Annotated in this window: 16 protein-coding genes and 1 pseudogene; 16 read left to right on the forward strand and 1 reads right to left on the reverse strand. The window is 36.2% G+C overall.

The annotated features are described in order from the left end of the window. Positions 1–15 precede the first annotated feature (15 nt). The 8 genes from tarL to HMPREF1208_RS09190 all read left to right on the forward strand — a co-directional run bounded on the left by tarL (position 16) and on the right by HMPREF1208_RS09190 (position 9013). The gene (gene tarL, locus HMPREF1208_RS09155; protein ID WP_016426097.1) at positions 16–1704 is read left to right on the forward strand and encodes a teichoic acid ribitol-phosphate polymerase TarL; all 1689 of its coding nucleotides are present in this window, start codon (positions 16–18) and stop codon (positions 1702–1704) included. A 598-nt stretch (positions 1705–2302) separates the two neighbouring features. After that, complete coding sequence (gene dcd, locus HMPREF1208_RS09160; RefSeq protein ID WP_016426098.1) at positions 2303–2848, forward strand: dCTP deaminase; 546 nt, start codon at positions 2303–2305, stop codon at positions 2846–2848. Further along, a complete protein-coding gene (locus HMPREF1208_RS09165) occupies positions 2849–3751 on the forward strand; it encodes a CobW family GTP-binding protein (protein ID WP_016426099.1) in 903 nt (300 codons plus the stop codon). A gap of 220 nt (positions 3752–3971) precedes the next feature. Further along, positions 3972–4394, forward strand: a complete 423-nt coding sequence (locus tag HMPREF1208_RS09170) for a universal stress protein (protein ID WP_016426100.1) — start codon at positions 3972–3974, stop codon at positions 4392–4394. A gap of 211 nt (positions 4395–4605) precedes the next feature. Further along, a complete protein-coding gene (locus tag HMPREF1208_RS09175; protein WP_016426101.1) occupies positions 4606–4866 on the forward strand; it encodes a ferredoxin in 261 nt (86 codons plus the stop codon). Then, a complete protein-coding gene (locus HMPREF1208_RS09180) occupies positions 4866–6551 on the forward strand; it encodes a hypothetical protein (RefSeq protein ID WP_016426102.1) in 1686 nt (561 codons plus the stop codon). The genes HMPREF1208_RS09175 and HMPREF1208_RS09180 overlap by 1 nt, the downstream gene beginning before the upstream one ends. Before the next feature lie 18 nt (positions 6552–6569). Then, positions 6570–7817: an ATP-grasp domain-containing protein gene (locus tag HMPREF1208_RS09185; RefSeq protein ID WP_016426103.1), complete on the forward strand. Its 1248-nt coding sequence runs from the start codon at positions 6570–6572 to the stop codon at positions 7815–7817. Continuing rightward, positions 7814–9013, forward strand: a complete 1200-nt coding sequence (locus HMPREF1208_RS09190) for an ATP-grasp domain-containing protein (protein WP_016426104.1) — start codon at positions 7814–7816, stop codon at positions 9011–9013. Before HMPREF1208_RS09185 ends, HMPREF1208_RS09190 begins: the two co-directional genes overlap by 4 nt. 164 nt (positions 9014–9177) lie before the next feature. On the opposite strand, the gene HMPREF1208_RS09195 is transcribed toward HMPREF1208_RS09190, so the two are convergent. Further along, positions 9178–10407 carry an MFS transporter gene (locus tag HMPREF1208_RS09195; RefSeq protein ID WP_016426105.1) on the reverse strand — a complete coding sequence of 410 codons (1230 nt, stop codon included), beginning with the start codon at positions 10405–10407 and terminating at the stop codon, positions 9178–9180. A gap of 158 nt (positions 10408–10565) precedes the next feature. Between HMPREF1208_RS09195 and cidR the strand changes: the two genes are divergently transcribed. The 8 genes and pseudogenes from cidR to HMPREF1208_RS09230 all read left to right on the forward strand — a co-directional run bounded on the left by cidR (position 10566) and on the right by HMPREF1208_RS09230 (position 17112). Further along, positions 10566–11495 carry a cidABC operon transcriptional activator CidR gene (gene cidR, locus HMPREF1208_RS09200; protein WP_016426106.1) on the forward strand — a complete coding sequence of 310 codons (930 nt, stop codon included), beginning with the start codon at positions 10566–10568 and terminating at the stop codon, positions 11493–11495. Between the two features lie 78 nt (positions 11496–11573). Beyond that, a complete protein-coding gene (locus HMPREF1208_RS09205) occupies positions 11574–11966 on the forward strand; it encodes a CidA/LrgA family protein (protein WP_016426107.1) in 393 nt (130 codons plus the stop codon). After that, positions 11963–12649 carry an LrgB family protein gene (locus HMPREF1208_RS09210; protein WP_016426108.1) on the forward strand — a complete coding sequence of 229 codons (687 nt, stop codon included), beginning with the start codon at positions 11963–11965 and terminating at the stop codon, positions 12647–12649. Before HMPREF1208_RS09205 ends, HMPREF1208_RS09210 begins: the two co-directional genes overlap by 4 nt. 112 nt (positions 12650–12761) lie before the next feature. After that, entirely contained in the window at positions 12762–12944 is a 183-nt protein-coding gene (locus HMPREF1208_RS12135; protein WP_154840321.1) for a hypothetical protein, read from the forward strand. Positions 12945–13344: 400 nt separating this feature from the next. Continuing rightward, the gene (locus tag HMPREF1208_RS09215) at positions 13345–14313 is read left to right on the forward strand and encodes an ABC transporter permease (protein ID WP_016426110.1); all 969 of its coding nucleotides are present in this window, start codon (positions 13345–13347) and stop codon (positions 14311–14313) included. Continuing rightward, on the forward strand, positions 14303–15262 hold the full coding sequence (locus tag HMPREF1208_RS09220) for an iron chelate uptake ABC transporter family permease subunit (protein ID WP_016426111.1): 960 nt from the start codon (positions 14303–14305) through the stop codon (positions 15260–15262). The genes HMPREF1208_RS09215 and HMPREF1208_RS09220 overlap by 11 nt, the downstream gene beginning before the upstream one ends. Further along, positions 15259–16020: pseudogene (locus HMPREF1208_RS09225) on the forward strand (iron ABC transporter ATP-binding protein). Before HMPREF1208_RS09220 ends, HMPREF1208_RS09225 begins: the two are co-directional and overlap by 4 nt. A gap of 57 nt (positions 16021–16077) precedes the next feature. Next, positions 16078–17112: a ferrated catecholamine ABC transporter substrate-binding lipoprotein SstD gene (locus HMPREF1208_RS09230; RefSeq protein ID WP_016426114.1), complete on the forward strand. Its 1035-nt coding sequence runs from the start codon at positions 16078–16080 to the stop codon at positions 17110–17112. Positions 17113–17301: the final 189 nt, after the last annotated feature.

The raw sequence follows: 17301 nt of genomic DNA on the forward strand, positions 1-17301 counted from the left end.
GAGTGAAAAAAGGGTTTGAGTAATTATAAATTAAAAGTAGATAACATCTATTGGGAACGAGTTCAACTATTTATTGAAGGGCACGCTGAAAATTACGAAATTAAAAGCAAAAATGTTGTATTAAGAAATTTTACGGAAACGACTGAAGTAAAAGCTAATGGTGTAGAAATAGATGGGAATAAATTTAAAATCCGTTTTAATATAGCTATCTTAGATAATGGTAATTACTTACCAGCAGACCAATATTTATTAATTTTTAAAGATGACTTTGAATACATTGTTCATATCAATGAAAAACTTTTAGAGCCTGAAAATTATAATTTAGAAGAAGATGAATTAGAGACATACAATTCATTGGAAACAACAAATGACAAGAATAATTTCTTGCTCAATCATTATAAGTATGAATTCAAAAAAGGCGGTACCTCTCAGAAAACGACTTACATTGTATCTCCTAAAATGTCGAAAGAGGTCAATGAATTTGTTCTAGACATCAAATTTAACAAACCTATTCCTCCTAAAAGTAAATTAGCCACAAAAATAAGCGAATATAAAAAGAGCTATAATAAAAAATCATATAATGTGCGTCAATTTTTATTCAAAGCGATTTTTAACGTGACTAAATTTTTCCATTTAAAAAAGGGAAATACAGTTTTGTTCACATCAGACTCTAGATCAAACATGTCAGGAAATTTCAAATTTATTTATGATGAAATGTTGAGACGTAAATTAGATGAAAAGTATGATATTCACTACATATTTAAACCACACATTTCTATGAGAAGAAGTTATGTTGATAAATTTAGACTGCCATATTTACTAGGGAAAGCAGATTACATTTTTGTTGACGACTTTCACCCTTTAATTTACACGGTTAATTTTAGAAAGACTCAAGAAATTATTCAACTTTGGCATGCTGTAGGTGCTTTCAAAACTGTAGGGTTTAGTCGTGCGGGTAAAAGAGGTGGACCATTCTTTGATTCACCAAATCATAGAAACTATACAAAAGCATATGTTGCTTCTGAAAATGACATATTATACTATGGAGAAGCATTCGGAATAAAAGAACAAAATGTCATTCCAACTGGAGTGCCTAGAACTGATATTTTCTTCGACGAGCAGTATAAAGAAAAAGTAGTTGCTAAAATGAAAGAAGATTTACCAATGATAAAAGGTAAGAAGGTTATTTTGTTTGCGCCTACTTTTAGAGGGAATGGTCACGCAACTGCCCACTATCCTTTCTTTAAAATTGATTTTTCAAGATTTGCACGTTACTGTCGTGAAAATAATGCGGTCGTATTATTTAAAATGCATCCATTTGTAAAGAATAGATTAAATATACCTAAAGAATATAAGCAATACTTTTTAGATGTATCGCAAATTAGAGAAGTCAACGATATTCTATTTATCACAGATATTCTGATTAGTGATTATTCTTCACTTGTATATGAATTTGCATTATTTAAGCGACCTATGTTATTTTACGCGTTTGATTTAGAAGACTATATTACATCAAGAGACTTTTATGAGCCTTATGAATCTTTCGTTCCAGGAAAAATTGTAGAGTCTTTTGATGAATTAATTACTGCATTAGAAAATGAAGATTTTGAAATCGAAAAGGTTGCACCTTTCTTAGATAAGCATTTTAAATTCCAGGATGGAAGATCAAGTGAAAGAGTCGTAAGAGATCTTTTTGGGGCGTAATTAATTCTGCAGTAAAAAAGTTACTCGCTTTAGAAGAAATAGGAATAATTTAATAAGAATTAAATTACTAAGAAAAGCAGTAAAGAAGCGAAATACAATAAGCTTCTTTACTGTTAATTTTTAATCTTTAAGTTACTTCATGAAGATAACTAGAGGACAATTTCAGTGACTGTCCCTTTTTATTTGATAACGGCTCTAAATGATAGAGAATGAGATGTCGATTCTTTGTATTTGTATGGTGATATTTTTGATTTTTAAAAATTAAGTCTTTAAAATATATAAAATGAGTTTAAATTTGAACAGAGTAGGGTATATTTTTTAATCCTTTTGTTAAGTGAAGGATTATCTATTGGCAGTCAAAGCGATCTGAGCCATGGAATACATATACAAAAGAGAACTGAAAACAACGCAATAAATTGATATTTGTGCAAATTATCGTATATTTTTCATTTTTTGTGATAATTCTCCAAATTGAAAACAGACCAAACCATTTGAATCTTTAAAATGCTTGTATGAACTTTCTATACATGGTAAATTATTTAGGCTATAAATTTTCAGAAAAATAATGATTGATTATAAAGAAATAGAGGTGTTGAGCGTGATATTGTCAGATAATGATATAAAGGAATATCTAAAACGCAAAATGCTTAAAATCGAACCATTAGTAGAAGAACATATTGAACCCGCTTCTGTTGACCTCACGTTAGGGCAACATTTTTTAAAGCCACTCCCACCTAAAGAGGGTGTGCAGCGGATGAGCGAGCCGATTGATTACGAAACGATCAATCAGTCGCATGTCGTTGTTCCTGCACATGCATTTATTTTAGCGACAACGGAAGAATACATTACTTTGCCAGAACAATTAACTGGCTTTATAGAAGGTAGAAGCTCAATTGGTCGTGCAGGTCTCTTTATTCAAAACGCAGGATGGGTCGACCCAGGATTTGAAGGAAAGATTACGCTAGAATTATATAATGCGAATGATTTCCCTTTAGAAATTGAGCAAGGTCAAAGAATCTGTCAAATTGTTTTAGCTGAAACGAAAACGAAACCCCAAGTTGTTTATCATGGTAAGTATCAAGGTCAGCAAACCACAACGGGAAGTCGAGTATTCCGTGATTGGATGAAAGATGGGGGGATTTAGATGGATATTGTCATATTATCAGGTTTTTTAGGTGGCGGAAAAACATCGACGCTCAATTATTTAGTCCAAGATGCTCTTGACAATCATTTGAAACCGGCTGTGATTATGAATGATTTTGGTGCAAGAAGTGTGGACGAACATCTTGTTACAGAAGATGTTCAAATGGAAGTCCTCGTCAATGGTTGTATTTGTTGTGAGTTGAAGGAAGATGTATCGCAACAATTACACGAGCTGTATCTATCGTACCAACCTGATATTGTCTTAGTTGAATGTAGTGGAGTGGCACACCCTATCGGGGTCTTTGATGCATGTATGACCCCTGTGCTTGCGCCTTATATTGAAGATATTACGATGTTAGGTCTCGTTGACGTAGCAGCCTATTATGAGAAAAAAGAATTGCCAGAGTCCGTGCATCATTTAATATTTGAACAGTTTCGCTACTGCAGTCACTTGATTTTAAATAAAATCGATTTATTAAATAACGAGGCCTTGTTATCTGTGGTGGATGAGATTCAGCAAACATATCCGAATATTCCTTATATTTTAACAAGTTACGGAGAGCTGACTTTAAACGAAGTCCAACATCAATCACAGTGTCAAGTCAATGAGCGCTCTAGTGTGCATCATCATGGGCAATTATCACACTTGATGTACGAATTCGATGCGCCTGTCCAACAAACAGCTTTAATTGAAGGGCTACAAGGTTTAGAAGATATCTATCGCATAAAAGGGTTTGTATATCTTAAAGATTGTGAGAATCCTTGTGTTGTTCAATATACACTTGGAAACTTAGAAATCAAGCCGTGTCCGATTCCGATGAAGCCATATTTAATTGTGGTGGGCCATAATTTGGACTATCAAGAAATTACCGATACGTTTGATGTAATGGAGCTCGCATCTTAAAAATGAATAGATGAACGCAAGCATAATGTGAACGTCGAGATCTTATCGGCTACTCGCATTGTGCTTTTTTAATTTGAATTTCGATTGATTAGATTATTCGTCTTATTTGAGAAAGCGTTATCATAATGATAGAATAAATGTGATAGAAGTATTTATTTCTCAGTTATATTGTTTGTTATTTAATATATTGGGGAATGCTAATAATGAGGAGGGATTGGATATGTTTAAAAATATTCTAGTTCCATTTGATTTCGGAAATAGTTTTAAAAATGTACCTGAGCAATTAGTGAAATTAACAGGTGAAAATTCTGCATATAAAATTGTCGTTTTTAATGTTATTTCTGAAACGGAACTTGCAAATTATGTACGCTATCAAGGCAAACATTTTGAAGAAGTTGTTGAAGAGAAAAAAGATGAAATGAAACCATTTTTAAAATCTTTAGACGATGCCAACTTAAAATATGATGTCAAGTTTACGACAGGCGCAGCTACGAAAGAAATCGTCAATGAAGTTGAAAATGCAGACTATGACGTTGTAGTCATGAGTAACAAACGTTCCGAAGTTGAAATTAAGCACGTGTTAGGACATGTTACACATAAAATTGCGAAACGTGTCAATATCCCTGTAATGATTATAAAATAATAATAAATAACTTCAGTAAATGATATGGTTATAATGTAGTTTCTCCCTTCAGACATTCGTTGTTTGAAGGGTTTTTTCGTGGAATTGCTGGAATAAGCGGAATTACCATATTGACTCTATATTACTTTGTGGATATAATATAAAAAAATAATAGTAATAAGTGAATATAATATACATTTTATTTGTATTCGAGTAATAAGGAGGGAAGTTGATGCATTATTATGCGTATGTAGACAGAGAAGTGTGTATTTCTTGTTCAGCTTGTGGTGCTGCGGCGCCCCGATTGTTTCGGTATGATGCTCAAGGGATAGCGTACATGTGTTTAGATTGTAATAGTGGCACGGCGCATATACCTGAATGTGACTTAGAAAATTTAGATGATGCAGTTGAAAATTGTCCCACGTCAGCGATTATAGTGGGACAGCAGCCTTTTTCGTTACCGATCATATTAGACAGAGAGAAGGAATTCTAATGAAGCAAAAAGGTTTTGAACAGTTGTTGGAAGAAATGCACGTAAAGGTGACACAGCTCGAGCAACCGATAGAAGTGATTGAAACGATGCTAACATTGGATGGTAAAATTCCACTTGAGATTGCACGACAAAGTTTGAATTTTGAACAATGGGCGATTTATCAACATTTGGCGCATGCGACGTGTGTATTTACAGATGAACAACCATCAAATCCAAAGCAAGCCATCAGTTTTGGAATGTCAGCCTATGGGCGTCTTCACTTAGGACCGAGTTTCACTGATGACTATACGAAAGTTTGGGGTTATTTTTCATTGACGCCAGAAGCAATGTCTGAAATTGAACAATTGACGACACGTTTGCAATCGGAGGAAATGTTGCGTTATCAATCAGAAGTTGTTCCTTTTTTCCGGCATTTACAACCGCAAGACGTGTTACGAGTCATTGATGCAATTAAAGAAAAAGTGGATTTTATGGCACCGGTATTACTGTATTATAACGGGCATACGTATACGACGTTTTATCATTACAATAATCTACTTAAAAGCTTAGAAGGTGATACCGCACGCTTTTTACTAGATGATTTGGCTGAGAAAAATAAGGGTACGTGGACAAGAGATGAACGTATATTTATTTTTAACCTCTATACATTGTTGCAATCCGGTCCGCCTGCTAGAGGAGAAGAGGTGAATGGTGTTCATTTTTCACTGCATTATTTATCCCAATATTTAGAAGAAAAGTTAGCGATTTATCATGAAATGACGGATACGCCTTCCAAACCTATACCCAAATCTCTTTTAGCGAAAGCACGATTGATATGTCAGTTGCGTGAAAAAGTTGCGGAAAACTATGTCATTTACCGAAAAATTAACGGCCTCAACTTACATAAACAAGAACAGTTTTTAAACAAGCAAAAAGTTGGACTGTATCATGATGAAGCGATGGAGAATGAATTAGCACAAATATTAAGGATGTCGTCAGAAGAGACGTATCAAGACGCATTTATAAACTATATTGCGCAACATCCGGATATTACGGTGATCCAAACTTTGCTTGAAAAAATGGTAGGTTATGCGATACGGGCAACGGATTCAGATGTGGGAATGACGCGAGGTTTTAGACAGCCATGGATGTATAATGATGCATTAAAACACCATCAGTTAGAAACAATTTTTGAATGGAAACAGCAATTTTATTTTTGTTGTGCGATACCGAGTGACAAAATGAAACAAGCTTTTCTCAATCAAGGCCAAAAGTTGGCAGGTATTTTAACGGCGATTAGTAAACGCATGGAATACAACAGTTGGCACTATACACCGGGGAATTTTTTGAATGAGCGGCATCGGATTCAACGGCATTACTATTTTCCACCAGTGATGAGTGACATTACCGAATGGAGCAATCAGCATCATCAAGGGCATGTATATGCAAATGTGAAACATGCGATACGTTGTCCGGGGACAATTCTATGTCTACCGTATACGTTAAATGCCTATTATGATTTACGGTTGATGAAAACGTCTGGCGTGATGTATTCTGAAATAGACTTAATGAAAGCGCTTTATTACAAAGAGGTTGTTGGTGCACTCTATCAAGCGTGGTTTGATTATTGTCGTGAACATCAAAGTCAACTTGATATGACGGCATATGATCGTAAATGGTATCAACAGCAATATACAAAGATTTAATATAGGAGCGTGAAGTGCGTGAAAACATTACTATTTATTAATTTGAGAAGTCACAAAGTAGAGCGCGTTGCGCCGATAATTGAGGCAAAAAGACAAGGGTATCGTGTTGTATTGATGATAGACCATGATCCACAACTGATTGACAGTGGACTAGATGAAGTGATTGAAATCGATACATATGATGAAACAGCAGTCGTTGAAGCAGTGCTTGCGTATCATCAAAAACAACCGTTGAGCGGGATACTGACATGGTCGGATAAAGATGTGGAATTGGTTGCGCAATTAAATGACCGCTTACAATTGCCAGGTATTCCGATGTCGCATGTCAAAAATGCACGTAACAAATACTTAATGCGTGTAGCGTTCGATCAAGTGCCTGATATTTCACCTACTTTTGAAAATGTGCGCAGTGAAGATGATTTTCGTCGAGCTGTTGCACGCATTGGGACGCCAGGGATATTGAAACCAGTTGGCGCTTCGGGAAGTAAAGGAATCTTTAAAATCGAAAGTGAATCATGTATTGATGATGTGTACGAAACTTTACGTCATGCGACATCACCAGAACGTGACAAAGTGTATTCTTATTATCCGAATGATTACATTTATGAAGGGTATCTTGTCGGTGAAGAAGTGTCGGTTGAAGGTGTCGTACAAAATGGAGAAGTACGCATTGCAGGGATTACGGACAAAGCGGTCACACCTGAATATTCACTGGAGTACATTGCGATTTTTCCGTCTGATAAACATGCTACCTTGCAACAAGAGATTAAGACGAAAGCGACACAAGCCATTCAAAGTTTAGGCATTGACCACTGTGCATTTCATCTGGAAGGTAGAGCAACGAAAGATGGTTTTAAAGTCATCGAAGCAGCAGCAAGACCAGGGGGCGGTTTCATTACGTCACATTTAATTCCAGGTGCATCAGGTCATTCGTTTATTGAAAAAATATTGGATGTGTCAGTCGGAAATGATGTGACTGAAAATTGGCCTATTTTTGATCAAACGTCAAAGAAAATGTGTTTTTATAGCGTCATGGCGGAGCAAGCAGGAACATTTCAAGGGATTAAAGGGCTTGACCGCTTAGTTGAAATACCTGGCGTGCACTATGTCATTCCGTTAAAAAATGTTGGTGATGCTATCGTCATGCCACCGGAACATTTTTCGAGTTGCTTTGTGCTCAATATCGTTTTAGAAGGTGAGACGACAGAAGCGCTTCGCCAAAAAATTGATTGGATTCATAAAGTGATTGAGGTGGTTGTGGAATGACAATACTCATGTTATCAAGTACGGAGCATGCAAAAACACCTTATGATGAATGGTTTCCGGATACAGCAGAACAAATGATATTATTTTGTCCAGCTGAGAAAAAAGACAGTTATGCTGATAAAAACTATTTGCGTATTGAAGCCTTTGAACATTATATGGTAAATCCTAACATTGAAATGCGTGCGCTCGAATTAAGTGCGCAATATAACATTACACATGTGTTATCGATTTCGGAATTTGACGTCATTCGAGCAGCGAAAATTAGAGCGTTGTTGGAAATAGAAGGGCAGTCGTTAATCAGTGCAGAAGCGTATCGGGATAAAGTGCTAATGAAACAGTTGTTACAAAGCACGGCAGTAAAAATACCCCACTTTGATAAAGCGATAGACGGCGCGAACATACAACGATTTGTAGAAAAGTACGGCTATCCTGTCGTGCTCAAGCCGATTGATGGCTCAGGTTCGTCAGATGTCGTGATTGCACGCGAACAACAGGATATTGACATGTTTTTGCAGACACATCCCGACATCGGAAGATATGAAATAGAACAGTTTATTGATGGGGAAATGTATCATGTCGATGGACTTGTTCACAATGCAGAAGTGAAGTGTGCCTATGTTTCGCACTATTACAATGGATGTTTAGCATTTAAAGATCATCAGCCGTTAGCGAGTTATATGTTGAAGGCAGATAATTCACTCAGTCAAGCGCTACAGCAAGAAGTGAAGCAAGTCGTTGCGGCATTACCGACATTGCCGAACGGATCGTTTCATGCCGAATTTTTCGTGACACCGACGAATGACATCTATTTTTGTGAAATTGCAAGTCGTACAGGGGGTGGTGAAATCGGTCGTACGTTAGAACATGCCATCGGAATGCAGCTCAATCAAATGAGTCTTTACTTACAAACAGGGCGTGCAGATGAGGTAGATGGCCACACACAAATTCAACGGTATGGCGGATTCATCTTGTTACCTCCCCAAAATGCGACATTTCAAGGGATACAACAACAATTAGATGAAGATTGGGTGCTTTTTCAATCTCTTAAAGCGACACCAGGCCAATCATTTGGCGCAGCGCAATTAAGTGTGAATCATATCATGTCAGTCGTCATCGAAGGAGAAGATGAGGCAACATTGATTGCGCGTATTGATCAAGTCATCGCGTGGTATCAGAAAGAAGTACAGTGGAAATGATTGTATGCAACGGCACGCAATGATAACCTACGATCATGCATACACATCAGTTGATCAGGGGAGATTGAGTGTGGTTTTTATATTTGTGATAGGCATCGTTTAAAAAAGCGATCGGAAGGCTGGGAAAACTTAAATGCATCCCAGCCTTTTAAATGTGGACTTTTTCAAACCGCCTCATAACGTTTGACGGTTGAGAGTAATAATAGAAAGCCTATTACGACTGTTGCCAAAACTAAACCTGACATCATAAGTGGTGTGAGTACCGTACCAATGATTAAAAATAGCCGTGATATGAGCTCTGCACCAATCGGTACCCAACTGTCTAGTGCAGAATGTGCACCACGTGTATCGGCAGGAATAAACCGTATTTTTTCTGCTTCCACAGTCGGCGTGAACAAAATTTCGCCAATTGTGGCCATCAACATGAAGATAACGAGGACGACTGCGTGGTTATTACTCATAACGACAGTATAGCCTCCTGCGAAAAAGAGAAAGCCAATATTTAAAACGGTCGCGACTTTGAAACGTTTGAAATAATGTAAAATCGCAAAGCTTAAACTAATAATCGTCAAAGTATTGATTAATAACAATATTGAAAACATACGGACACCATCAATCGGAAAGCCAAACAATTGAAACGTTTTGAATTGATGTTCTAAACGCACTGCAACATAGGATGAGAGTGACATTTCCGCACTTAATATGAGCATACTGCTGATAAGCAATAAGACGAAGGGTCGATTCCGATATGCCACTTGATAACGTTGAAACATCGCCACAAAGCGACGTGCTGATGGATGACTGATTGTGCGTCGCGCTTCTTGTACACCAAAATAGAGAATCAACACATTCAAAGTCAAACAAATAAAAATCAATATAAATAAACACACTTTGAACGAGCTGTAAAATAATCCTCCAATCAGCATCCCGAGTGCAGTAGAGGTGTTCGAAATCCAATACTTAAAGCGGGCATAGGGTTGTCGGTTTGTCTCGTCAATACTATCTAAAGCTAAAGCATTGTACATCGGTTTGGCTAAGGCAGTAAAGAGCTCATTGAGAAGGTAACAAGCCAAGAAAACCAAAAATAATAATTGAAATGACTGTGCCCCTTCTAATTGAGCCAATACAGCCCCCATACCTAGAAAGAGCAGTGCACTCATTGCCGTTAAACAAGCGATGACATGCTTCTTAAGTGGTAAATGGTCGCTCAAATAGCCACCGATAATCGACCCGCTAAACTTTAATAAAATTCCGACAATGAGCATAAGTCCGGCTTTTTTACCGCCTAAATAGTGCGTGAGTAATAATGCCATAAACGGAAACACGGCATTCACTGAGGCATTTTGAATAAACAACATGAGTAAACGCAACTTCACATTTTTAGGTAATGTCATAAGCATATCTCCATTTTATAAGATAAAAAATATGTAAAATTAGTATTATATTACCTTTAAAGTGTAAGCGTGTCAAAATTTGTGTGAGACCGTTGTGCACGTTACAATTTTTAAGAGGCATTGGGCTATAATAAAGAGAAAGAATGGAGGGTTATCGTTTGGATATCAAACAAATGAAATACTTTGTAGAAGTTGTACGTCAAGAAGGGATGACACGTGCAGCAGAAACATTGTATATTGCACAGCCAACAATTAGTAAGGCAATCAAAGAGCTAGAATTAGAATTAGGAGAGCCATTATTTGATCGTTCGAAGCGGCAACTGAGCTTAACAGATGTGGGTGAAGTTTTCTTTAATAAAGCGTGTGAAATATTAAATTTATATGATAGCTTACCTTTTGAAATCAGTAGTTTACTTGGAATAGAGAAAGGTTATGTTTCTATTGGATTATCTGCCATTATGGATATGGAAAGATTTGGACAAGTATTGGGAGAATTTCATCAAAAGTATCCGGATGTCGTTTTTAATCTGAATGAGAACGGCGGGAAAACGATTGAAGCTCAAGTGAGAAACAATGATATCCATTTAGGGTTAACGTCCTTACCAGTAAATAACCAAGAATTCGATTCATTCCCACTCTATTCAGAGCGCTTTGAAGTGGTGATGCATCATCTCCATCCGTTAGCACACCAACAAAGTGTGACAATTTCTGATTTAAAAGACGAAGATTTTGTGATGTTTAACGAGGATTTTTATTTGAATGATAAAATCATTGCGGTAACGCGCCAAGCGGGGTTCGTTCCGCATATTGTTTCTAAAATTTCGCAATGGCGTTTTATTGAGCATTTAATTACTGCCAAGATGGGGATTAGTATTTTGCCTGAGAACATCGTGCGTATCATTGCTCAGAATCCAGAAATCAGAGTCTTACAACTGAGTGATGTCACTTTAGATTGGGAGATGGGCGTGATATGGAAAAAAGATGTGCACCTTAACCATGCCACTAAAACTTTTTTAGATTACCTGAATATCCATCTGCCATTGGCACAACAAGGAGATAGCGTTATCATAGAAAAAAGTAATGATTGATATGAAAAACCAATATTTTTCTTATGTATCATCACCCTTTACAATAGAATCATTCGAATGAAGAGAAGGGTGGATGAAATGATTAAGTTGAAAAAGTGTTTTAAAGTGTTATCACAATTACTCATCATATACGGCATTACATTATTAGGTAACGGGATTCAACAATTATTTCACATCCCACTTGCAGGAAGTATTGTTGGATTAATCCTATTTTTTATTTTACTGCAGTTCAAAATCGTGAAAGTAGAATGGATTAAAGAGGGCGCAAATTTTCTACTCGCTACGATGGTGTTTTTCTTCATTCCTTCTGTGATAGGCGTGATGGATGTGGTTTCTGAATTAAATTTAAACTTCGTTGTCTTTTTCTCGCTTGTTGTTTTAGGGACTATACTTGTCGCTTATAGTTCCGGTTTAGTTGCTGAAAAAATGACAACAGGACGTGTATTTCGCAAAGGGCATGAGCAATCATGATGTTTTTACAGGGCGTTGCAATGATTGCGTTGACAGTCGTGATGTATATACTGTCTAGAAAACTATATACAAAGTTTAATTTTCCTATTCTTAACCCTGTTTTAATCACATCTATAAGTGTCATTATGATATTACTCTTATTTCGTCTCGATTATCACAGTTATATGGTTGGAGGACAATGGATTAATCAATTACTCGGATCTACCGTTGTTTGTTTGGCTTTTCCATTGTACTTAAATCGTCACAAGATTTTAAAATACTTCAAAACCATCTTCGTGAGTGTGTTAACTGCGGTCACTTTAAACTTTTCCCTAATTTATTTTAGCTTAAAGTTACTCGGTTACGGTCGCGAAGATATCGTGACTTTGTTACCCCGGTCGATTACAGCCGCGGTCGGAGTGCAAGTGTCACATCAGCTCGGCGGCGAAGATACAGTGACAATTATGTTTATTATTGCTACTGGTCTCGTCGGAAGTATGATCGGTGCAACACTTGTGCGCATGACGAATTTTCAAACTTCTATCGCACGTGGGATGACATTTGGGAATGCTTCTCATGCATTTGGTACTGCACGTGCTTTAGAGATGGACTTAGAGTCGGGCGCATTTAGCTCAATCGGCATGATTTTATCTGCCGTTTTAAGTTCCGTTATGCTTCCAATCTTATTGATGTTGTTCTATTAATGAATAAAGAATCGTCATGGCTACCCCTACATGCCATGACGATTTTTTAATTTTATATTGATAAATATGATAATATGATATTATTCACGAAATGACATTGGAGGTGCAGGAAGTGAACACCATGTTCTTTATAGTGATTTTATCAATCTTAACGGTGATTGCTTGGGTCATTACCATACGTGCGTTTAAACGTACAGCAAAACCTGGTAAAATCAGTCCGAATAATTGGGCGGTGATTACAGCGGTTATCACAACGCTGACAATTATGTTAATGTTCATTTATAGCTTGATGTAGACTCGCATTAAGCATATATCATCATGACAACTTGAGTAGGTTGTTCAAACACCTTGAGTTCTTTTGAGGTGTATTTTACGATGGATATTGCATGACGCAGTCAAACCGCGTTCCCATGTTCACTGATGACTATTATCATATGTAAATTTCAATTTCCACATCATTTGCGATAACACTGTAATTTTAAATGCAGTGTGCGCGAAATGATGTGGCTTTTTTATTTTGATGTTTACATTGTGATGGTCGCTGATATGCATTTAACAACAATTTTTAAATGAGAACTGGATTTAAACTTAATAGAAAATTTAAATTTAATATTGTGTAAAAGTTGGCTTAATGCTAAAATTTTATTGATAATGAAAATCATTATCAATAATTGCTTTTATAAGGAGACAGAATAATGCGCGTGATAATGAATGTTTATGTGTTGTTCTTGATCCTTTGTGTGCTCACTGTCTGCTCTTTATTTATTGGTGTGAGTCGTGTCCCTATCACTGAGCTATTTCAATTTAATGCGCATCAACTGAATATCTTATGGGCAAGTCGAATACCAAGAACAGTAAGTATTTTAATTTCTGGGAGTGCTCTAGCGCTTGCAGGGCTTATTATGCAACAAATGATGCAAAACAAATTTGTGAGTCCAACGACTGCAGGGACGATGGAATGGGCAAAATTAGGTATTTTAATATCACTTATCTTTTTCCCAAAACAACATATCCTTTTAAAATTGGTTTTTGCCGTTTTATGCAGCTTATTTGGAACATTTATGTTTGTTCAAATTGTGCAACGGATTAAGTTCAAAGACGTGATCTTTGTACCGCTCATCGGCATCATGCTTGGCGGGATTGTCTCTAGTTTTGCGACTTTTATTGCATTAAGAACAAACGCTGTTCAGAGTATTGGCAATTGGCTAAATGGTAATTTCGCGATAATTACGAGCGGACGCTATGAAGTTTTGTATTTGAGTATACCGCTACTCATTCTTACATATATTTTTGCAAATCAATTTACGATTGCTGGAATGGGACGTGATTTCAGTAAAAATCTAGGCTTAAATTATGAATGGATTATGAATATAGGCTTGTTTATTACTGCCACGATGACTGCACTTGTTGTAGTCACTGTTGGGACGTTACCTTTCTTAGGGTTGATTGTGCCAAACATTGTTTCAATTTTTAAGGGTGATCATTTAAAAAATGCGTTGCCACAAACAGCGATTCTCGGCGCCATTTTTGTGATGATTTCTGACATTTTTGGCCGTCTTATCGTTTATCCATACGAAATCAATATTGGACTAACGATTGGTATATTTGGCACATTTGTTTTTATTGTGATGTTAATGAAAGGACGTCGACATTATGAACAATAAACCTTTGAGAACACTTATCTTTTTAATGTTAGGTACAGTGATTGCGGCTTTGATGTATTTATTGATCGGAATTGATTTCGAAATATTTGCCTACCAAATTTCAAGTCGACTTAGAAAATTTTTCTTAATTTTATTAGTTGGCGCTGCGATATCCGCATCGACAGTTGTTTTTCAGTCGATTACAGTCAATCGACTATTAACCCCGTCCATTATGGGATTAGATGCTGTCTACTTGTTTAGTAAAGTACTGATATTATTTGTATTTGGTGTGAATTCAGTCTTCGTCCATTCTTTTTATTTAAATTTTTCAATATCGCTTATTGCTATGGTCATATTTGCACTGCTTTTATTTGAAGTTATTTTTAAATTCGGTCAGTTTTCTATCTATTTTATTTTACTGATCGGTGTTATTCTGGGGACATTTTTTAGAAGTATTACCAGTTTTCTTGAGCTCTTAATTAACCCAGAAGATTTCTTAGCTGTACAAAGTGCCATGTTTGCAAATTTTGATGCATCTCAAACACCGCTTGTAATGATTTGTGCGGTTGTGTTACTTGTATTGCTTGGTATTACAGTGGCAGTGATTCCTTATTTAGACGTTCTCTTATTAGGGAGAGCCCAAGCGATTAATTTAGGTGTGAATTACAATGTGGTCACACGCTTACTGTTAATTCTTGTCGCACTACTAGTCGCTATTGCAACAGCTTTAGTAGGGCCGATTACCTTTTTAGGTCTTTTAACAATTAACTTAGCCCATGAGTTAATGAAAACATTTGAGCATCGCTATATATTACCTGCAACAATTTGTATCAGTTGGATTAGTTTATTTATAGCACAGTGGATTGTGGAACACTTATTCGAAGCAACAACACAAGTGAGTATACTGATTAATTTAATTGGTGGTATTTACTTTATTTACTTATTAATGAGAAGGAGGACAGCGGCATGATTCATATTCGAGGATTAAACCAATCTATCGATGGTAAAGAGATACTCAAAGATATTGATGTTGATATTGAAAAAGGAAAATTAACATCTTTGATTGGTCCAAACGGTGCTGGAAAGAGTACATTACTTTCAGCAATGAGTCGTTTGAATTCATTTGATTCTGGGGCTATTGAGATCGAGGGTCAAGCAATAGAAACGTATCAAAGTCAGACGCTTGCGTAACGTTTATCCATTCTGAAACAAACTAATCATACAGAGTTAAATATTACCGTTGAACAGCTCGTTAATTTTGGTCGCTTTCCTTATTCGAAGGGCTATTTAAAGAAAGAGGATAAAGAAAAAGTTAATGAAGCACTCTCATTATTAAAGTTGGAAGAAATTCGACATCGTTATCTTAAAACGTTATCCGGAGGTCAGCGTCAACGCGCTTATATTGCGATGACAATTGCTCAAGATACGGATTACATTTTATTAGATGAGCCTTTAAATAATTTGGATATGAAGCATTCTGTCCAAATTATGCAGACGTTACGTGAACTTGCTGCTTTTCACAATAAGACCATTGTGGTTGTCTTACATGATATTAATTTTGCTTCTGTATATTCAGATCGTATTGTCGCTCTGAAGGATGGCAAATTGATCAAAGCAGCACCTAAACGCGAAGTCATTCATACAGCTGTATTAAAAGAACTTTATGAAATGGATGTCAAAATAGAAGAAATTCGTGGACAACAGATTTGTATTTATTTTGATGAATAATGCTGTATATCATTAAAAGCAACACGATTAAATAGCTTAAATATGTGGAGGAAAACAATGAAAAAACTGGGTCTATTATTAATGATGACACTCATGGTGATTTTAGTCGCATGTGGTAATCAAAACAATGATAAAAAAGAAGAAACGAAAGAAGCGGACAGCAAAAAAACTGTTGAAATTAAAAATGATTTCACTTTAAGAGGGGAAGCTAAAGACGGTAGCGAAGACAAATCATATCAAGATACAGTGAAATTAGATAAAGTTCCTGAAAAAGCAGTCGTTTTTGATTATGGTACGGTCGATACGATGAAAGCACTTGGATTAGAAGATAAAATTGTCGCGTTACCAAAAGGTGAAGGTGGTGCATCACTTCCAGATTTCTTAGATGATTTTAAAGATGATCGCTATGCGAATACAGGGAGTTTGAAAGAGATTAATTTTGATGTTGTCGCAAAAGCAAAACCAGATGTCATTTATTTATCACCAAGAACAGCGTCACAGAAAAATATTGATGAATTAAAAAAAGCAGCCCCTAAAGCAAAATTAATTTATACGGGTGCTAACGATAAAAATTATGTAGCTTCTATGAAAACAAACACTGAAAATTTAGGTAAGATTTATGATCAATCAGACAAAGCGAATCAACTTGTTAAAGATTTAGACCAAAAGATTGATGAAATGAAAGCAAAAACGAAAAACATTGATGAAAAAGCAATGTACTTACTTGTTAATGAAGGTGAATTATCAACATTTGGCGCTGGTGACCGTTTTGGTAATTTAGTTTATGGTACATTAGGATTTAAACCAGCTGATGACCACATTAAGAGTAGTAGACATGGTCAGAATGTGACAAATGAATATGTCAGTGAGAAAAATCCAGGTATTATTTTTGCGATGGATCGTGGTCAAGCGATAGGTGAACAATCTTCAGCAAAACAGGTACTTAGCAATGATGTGCTTAAAAATGTAAAAGCAATCAAAGATAAAAAAGTTGTCGAAGTAGATCCAAAATTATGGTATTTTGCATCTGGTTCAACGACTACAACAATTAAACAAATTGATGAATTGGAAAAAGGGCTTAACTTAAAATAAGGTTCTAAGCTTTTAGTGATTCTATGTTATAGACAGGGTTGGAGCGACACGGTTCCAGCCCTATCTTTATATAGAGCATCGAGTTTGCAAGAAGCAAGTTACCATAATAGAACGCTTTGATGATGAACAATATGACACGCATGCTTAGCTATGGCGCTTATTCGATTCATTATCGATTAAAAAATTGGT

The organism is Staphylococcus sp. HGB0015 (assembly GCF_000411275.1).
GTDB classification, from domain to species: Bacteria; Bacillota; Bacilli; order Staphylococcales; family Staphylococcaceae; genus Staphylococcus; species Staphylococcus schleiferi.

Excerpts from the sequence above, each read along its gene's own strand:
- HMPREF1208_RS09220 (WP_016426111.1), top strand. The coding sequence starts at position 14,303 with ATGAACAATAAACCTTTGAGAACACTTATCTTTTTAATGTTAGGTACA.
- HMPREF1208_RS09175 (WP_016426101.1), top strand. The coding sequence starts at position 4,606 with ATGCATTATTATGCGTATGTAGACAGAGAAGTGTGTATTTCTTGTTCA.
- HMPREF1208_RS09215 (WP_016426110.1), top strand. The coding sequence starts at position 13,345 with ATGCGCGTGATAATGAATGTTTATGTGTTGTTCTTGATCCTTTGTGTG.
- HMPREF1208_RS09165 (WP_016426099.1), top strand. The coding sequence starts at position 2,849 with ATGGATATTGTCATATTATCAGGTTTTTTAGGTGGCGGAAAAACATCG.
- HMPREF1208_RS09170 (WP_016426100.1), top strand. The coding sequence starts at position 3,972 with ATGTTTAAAAATATTCTAGTTCCATTTGATTTCGGAAATAGTTTTAAA.
- HMPREF1208_RS09180 (WP_016426102.1), top strand. The coding sequence starts at position 4,866 with ATGAAGCAAAAAGGTTTTGAACAGTTGTTGGAAGAAATGCACGTAAAG.
- HMPREF1208_RS09230 (WP_016426114.1), top strand. The coding sequence starts at position 16,078 with ATGAAAAAACTGGGTCTATTATTAATGATGACACTCATGGTGATTTTA.
- HMPREF1208_RS09210 (WP_016426108.1), top strand. The coding sequence starts at position 11,963 with ATGATGTTTTTACAGGGCGTTGCAATGATTGCGTTGACAGTCGTGATG.
- HMPREF1208_RS09205 (WP_016426107.1), top strand. The coding sequence starts at position 11,574 with ATGATTAAGTTGAAAAAGTGTTTTAAAGTGTTATCACAATTACTCATC.
- HMPREF1208_RS09195 (WP_016426105.1), bottom strand. The coding sequence starts at position 10,407 with ATGACATTACCTAAAAATGTGAAGTTGCGTTTACTCATGTTGTTTATT.
- HMPREF1208_RS09190 (WP_016426104.1), top strand. The coding sequence starts at position 7,814 with ATGACAATACTCATGTTATCAAGTACGGAGCATGCAAAAACACCTTAT.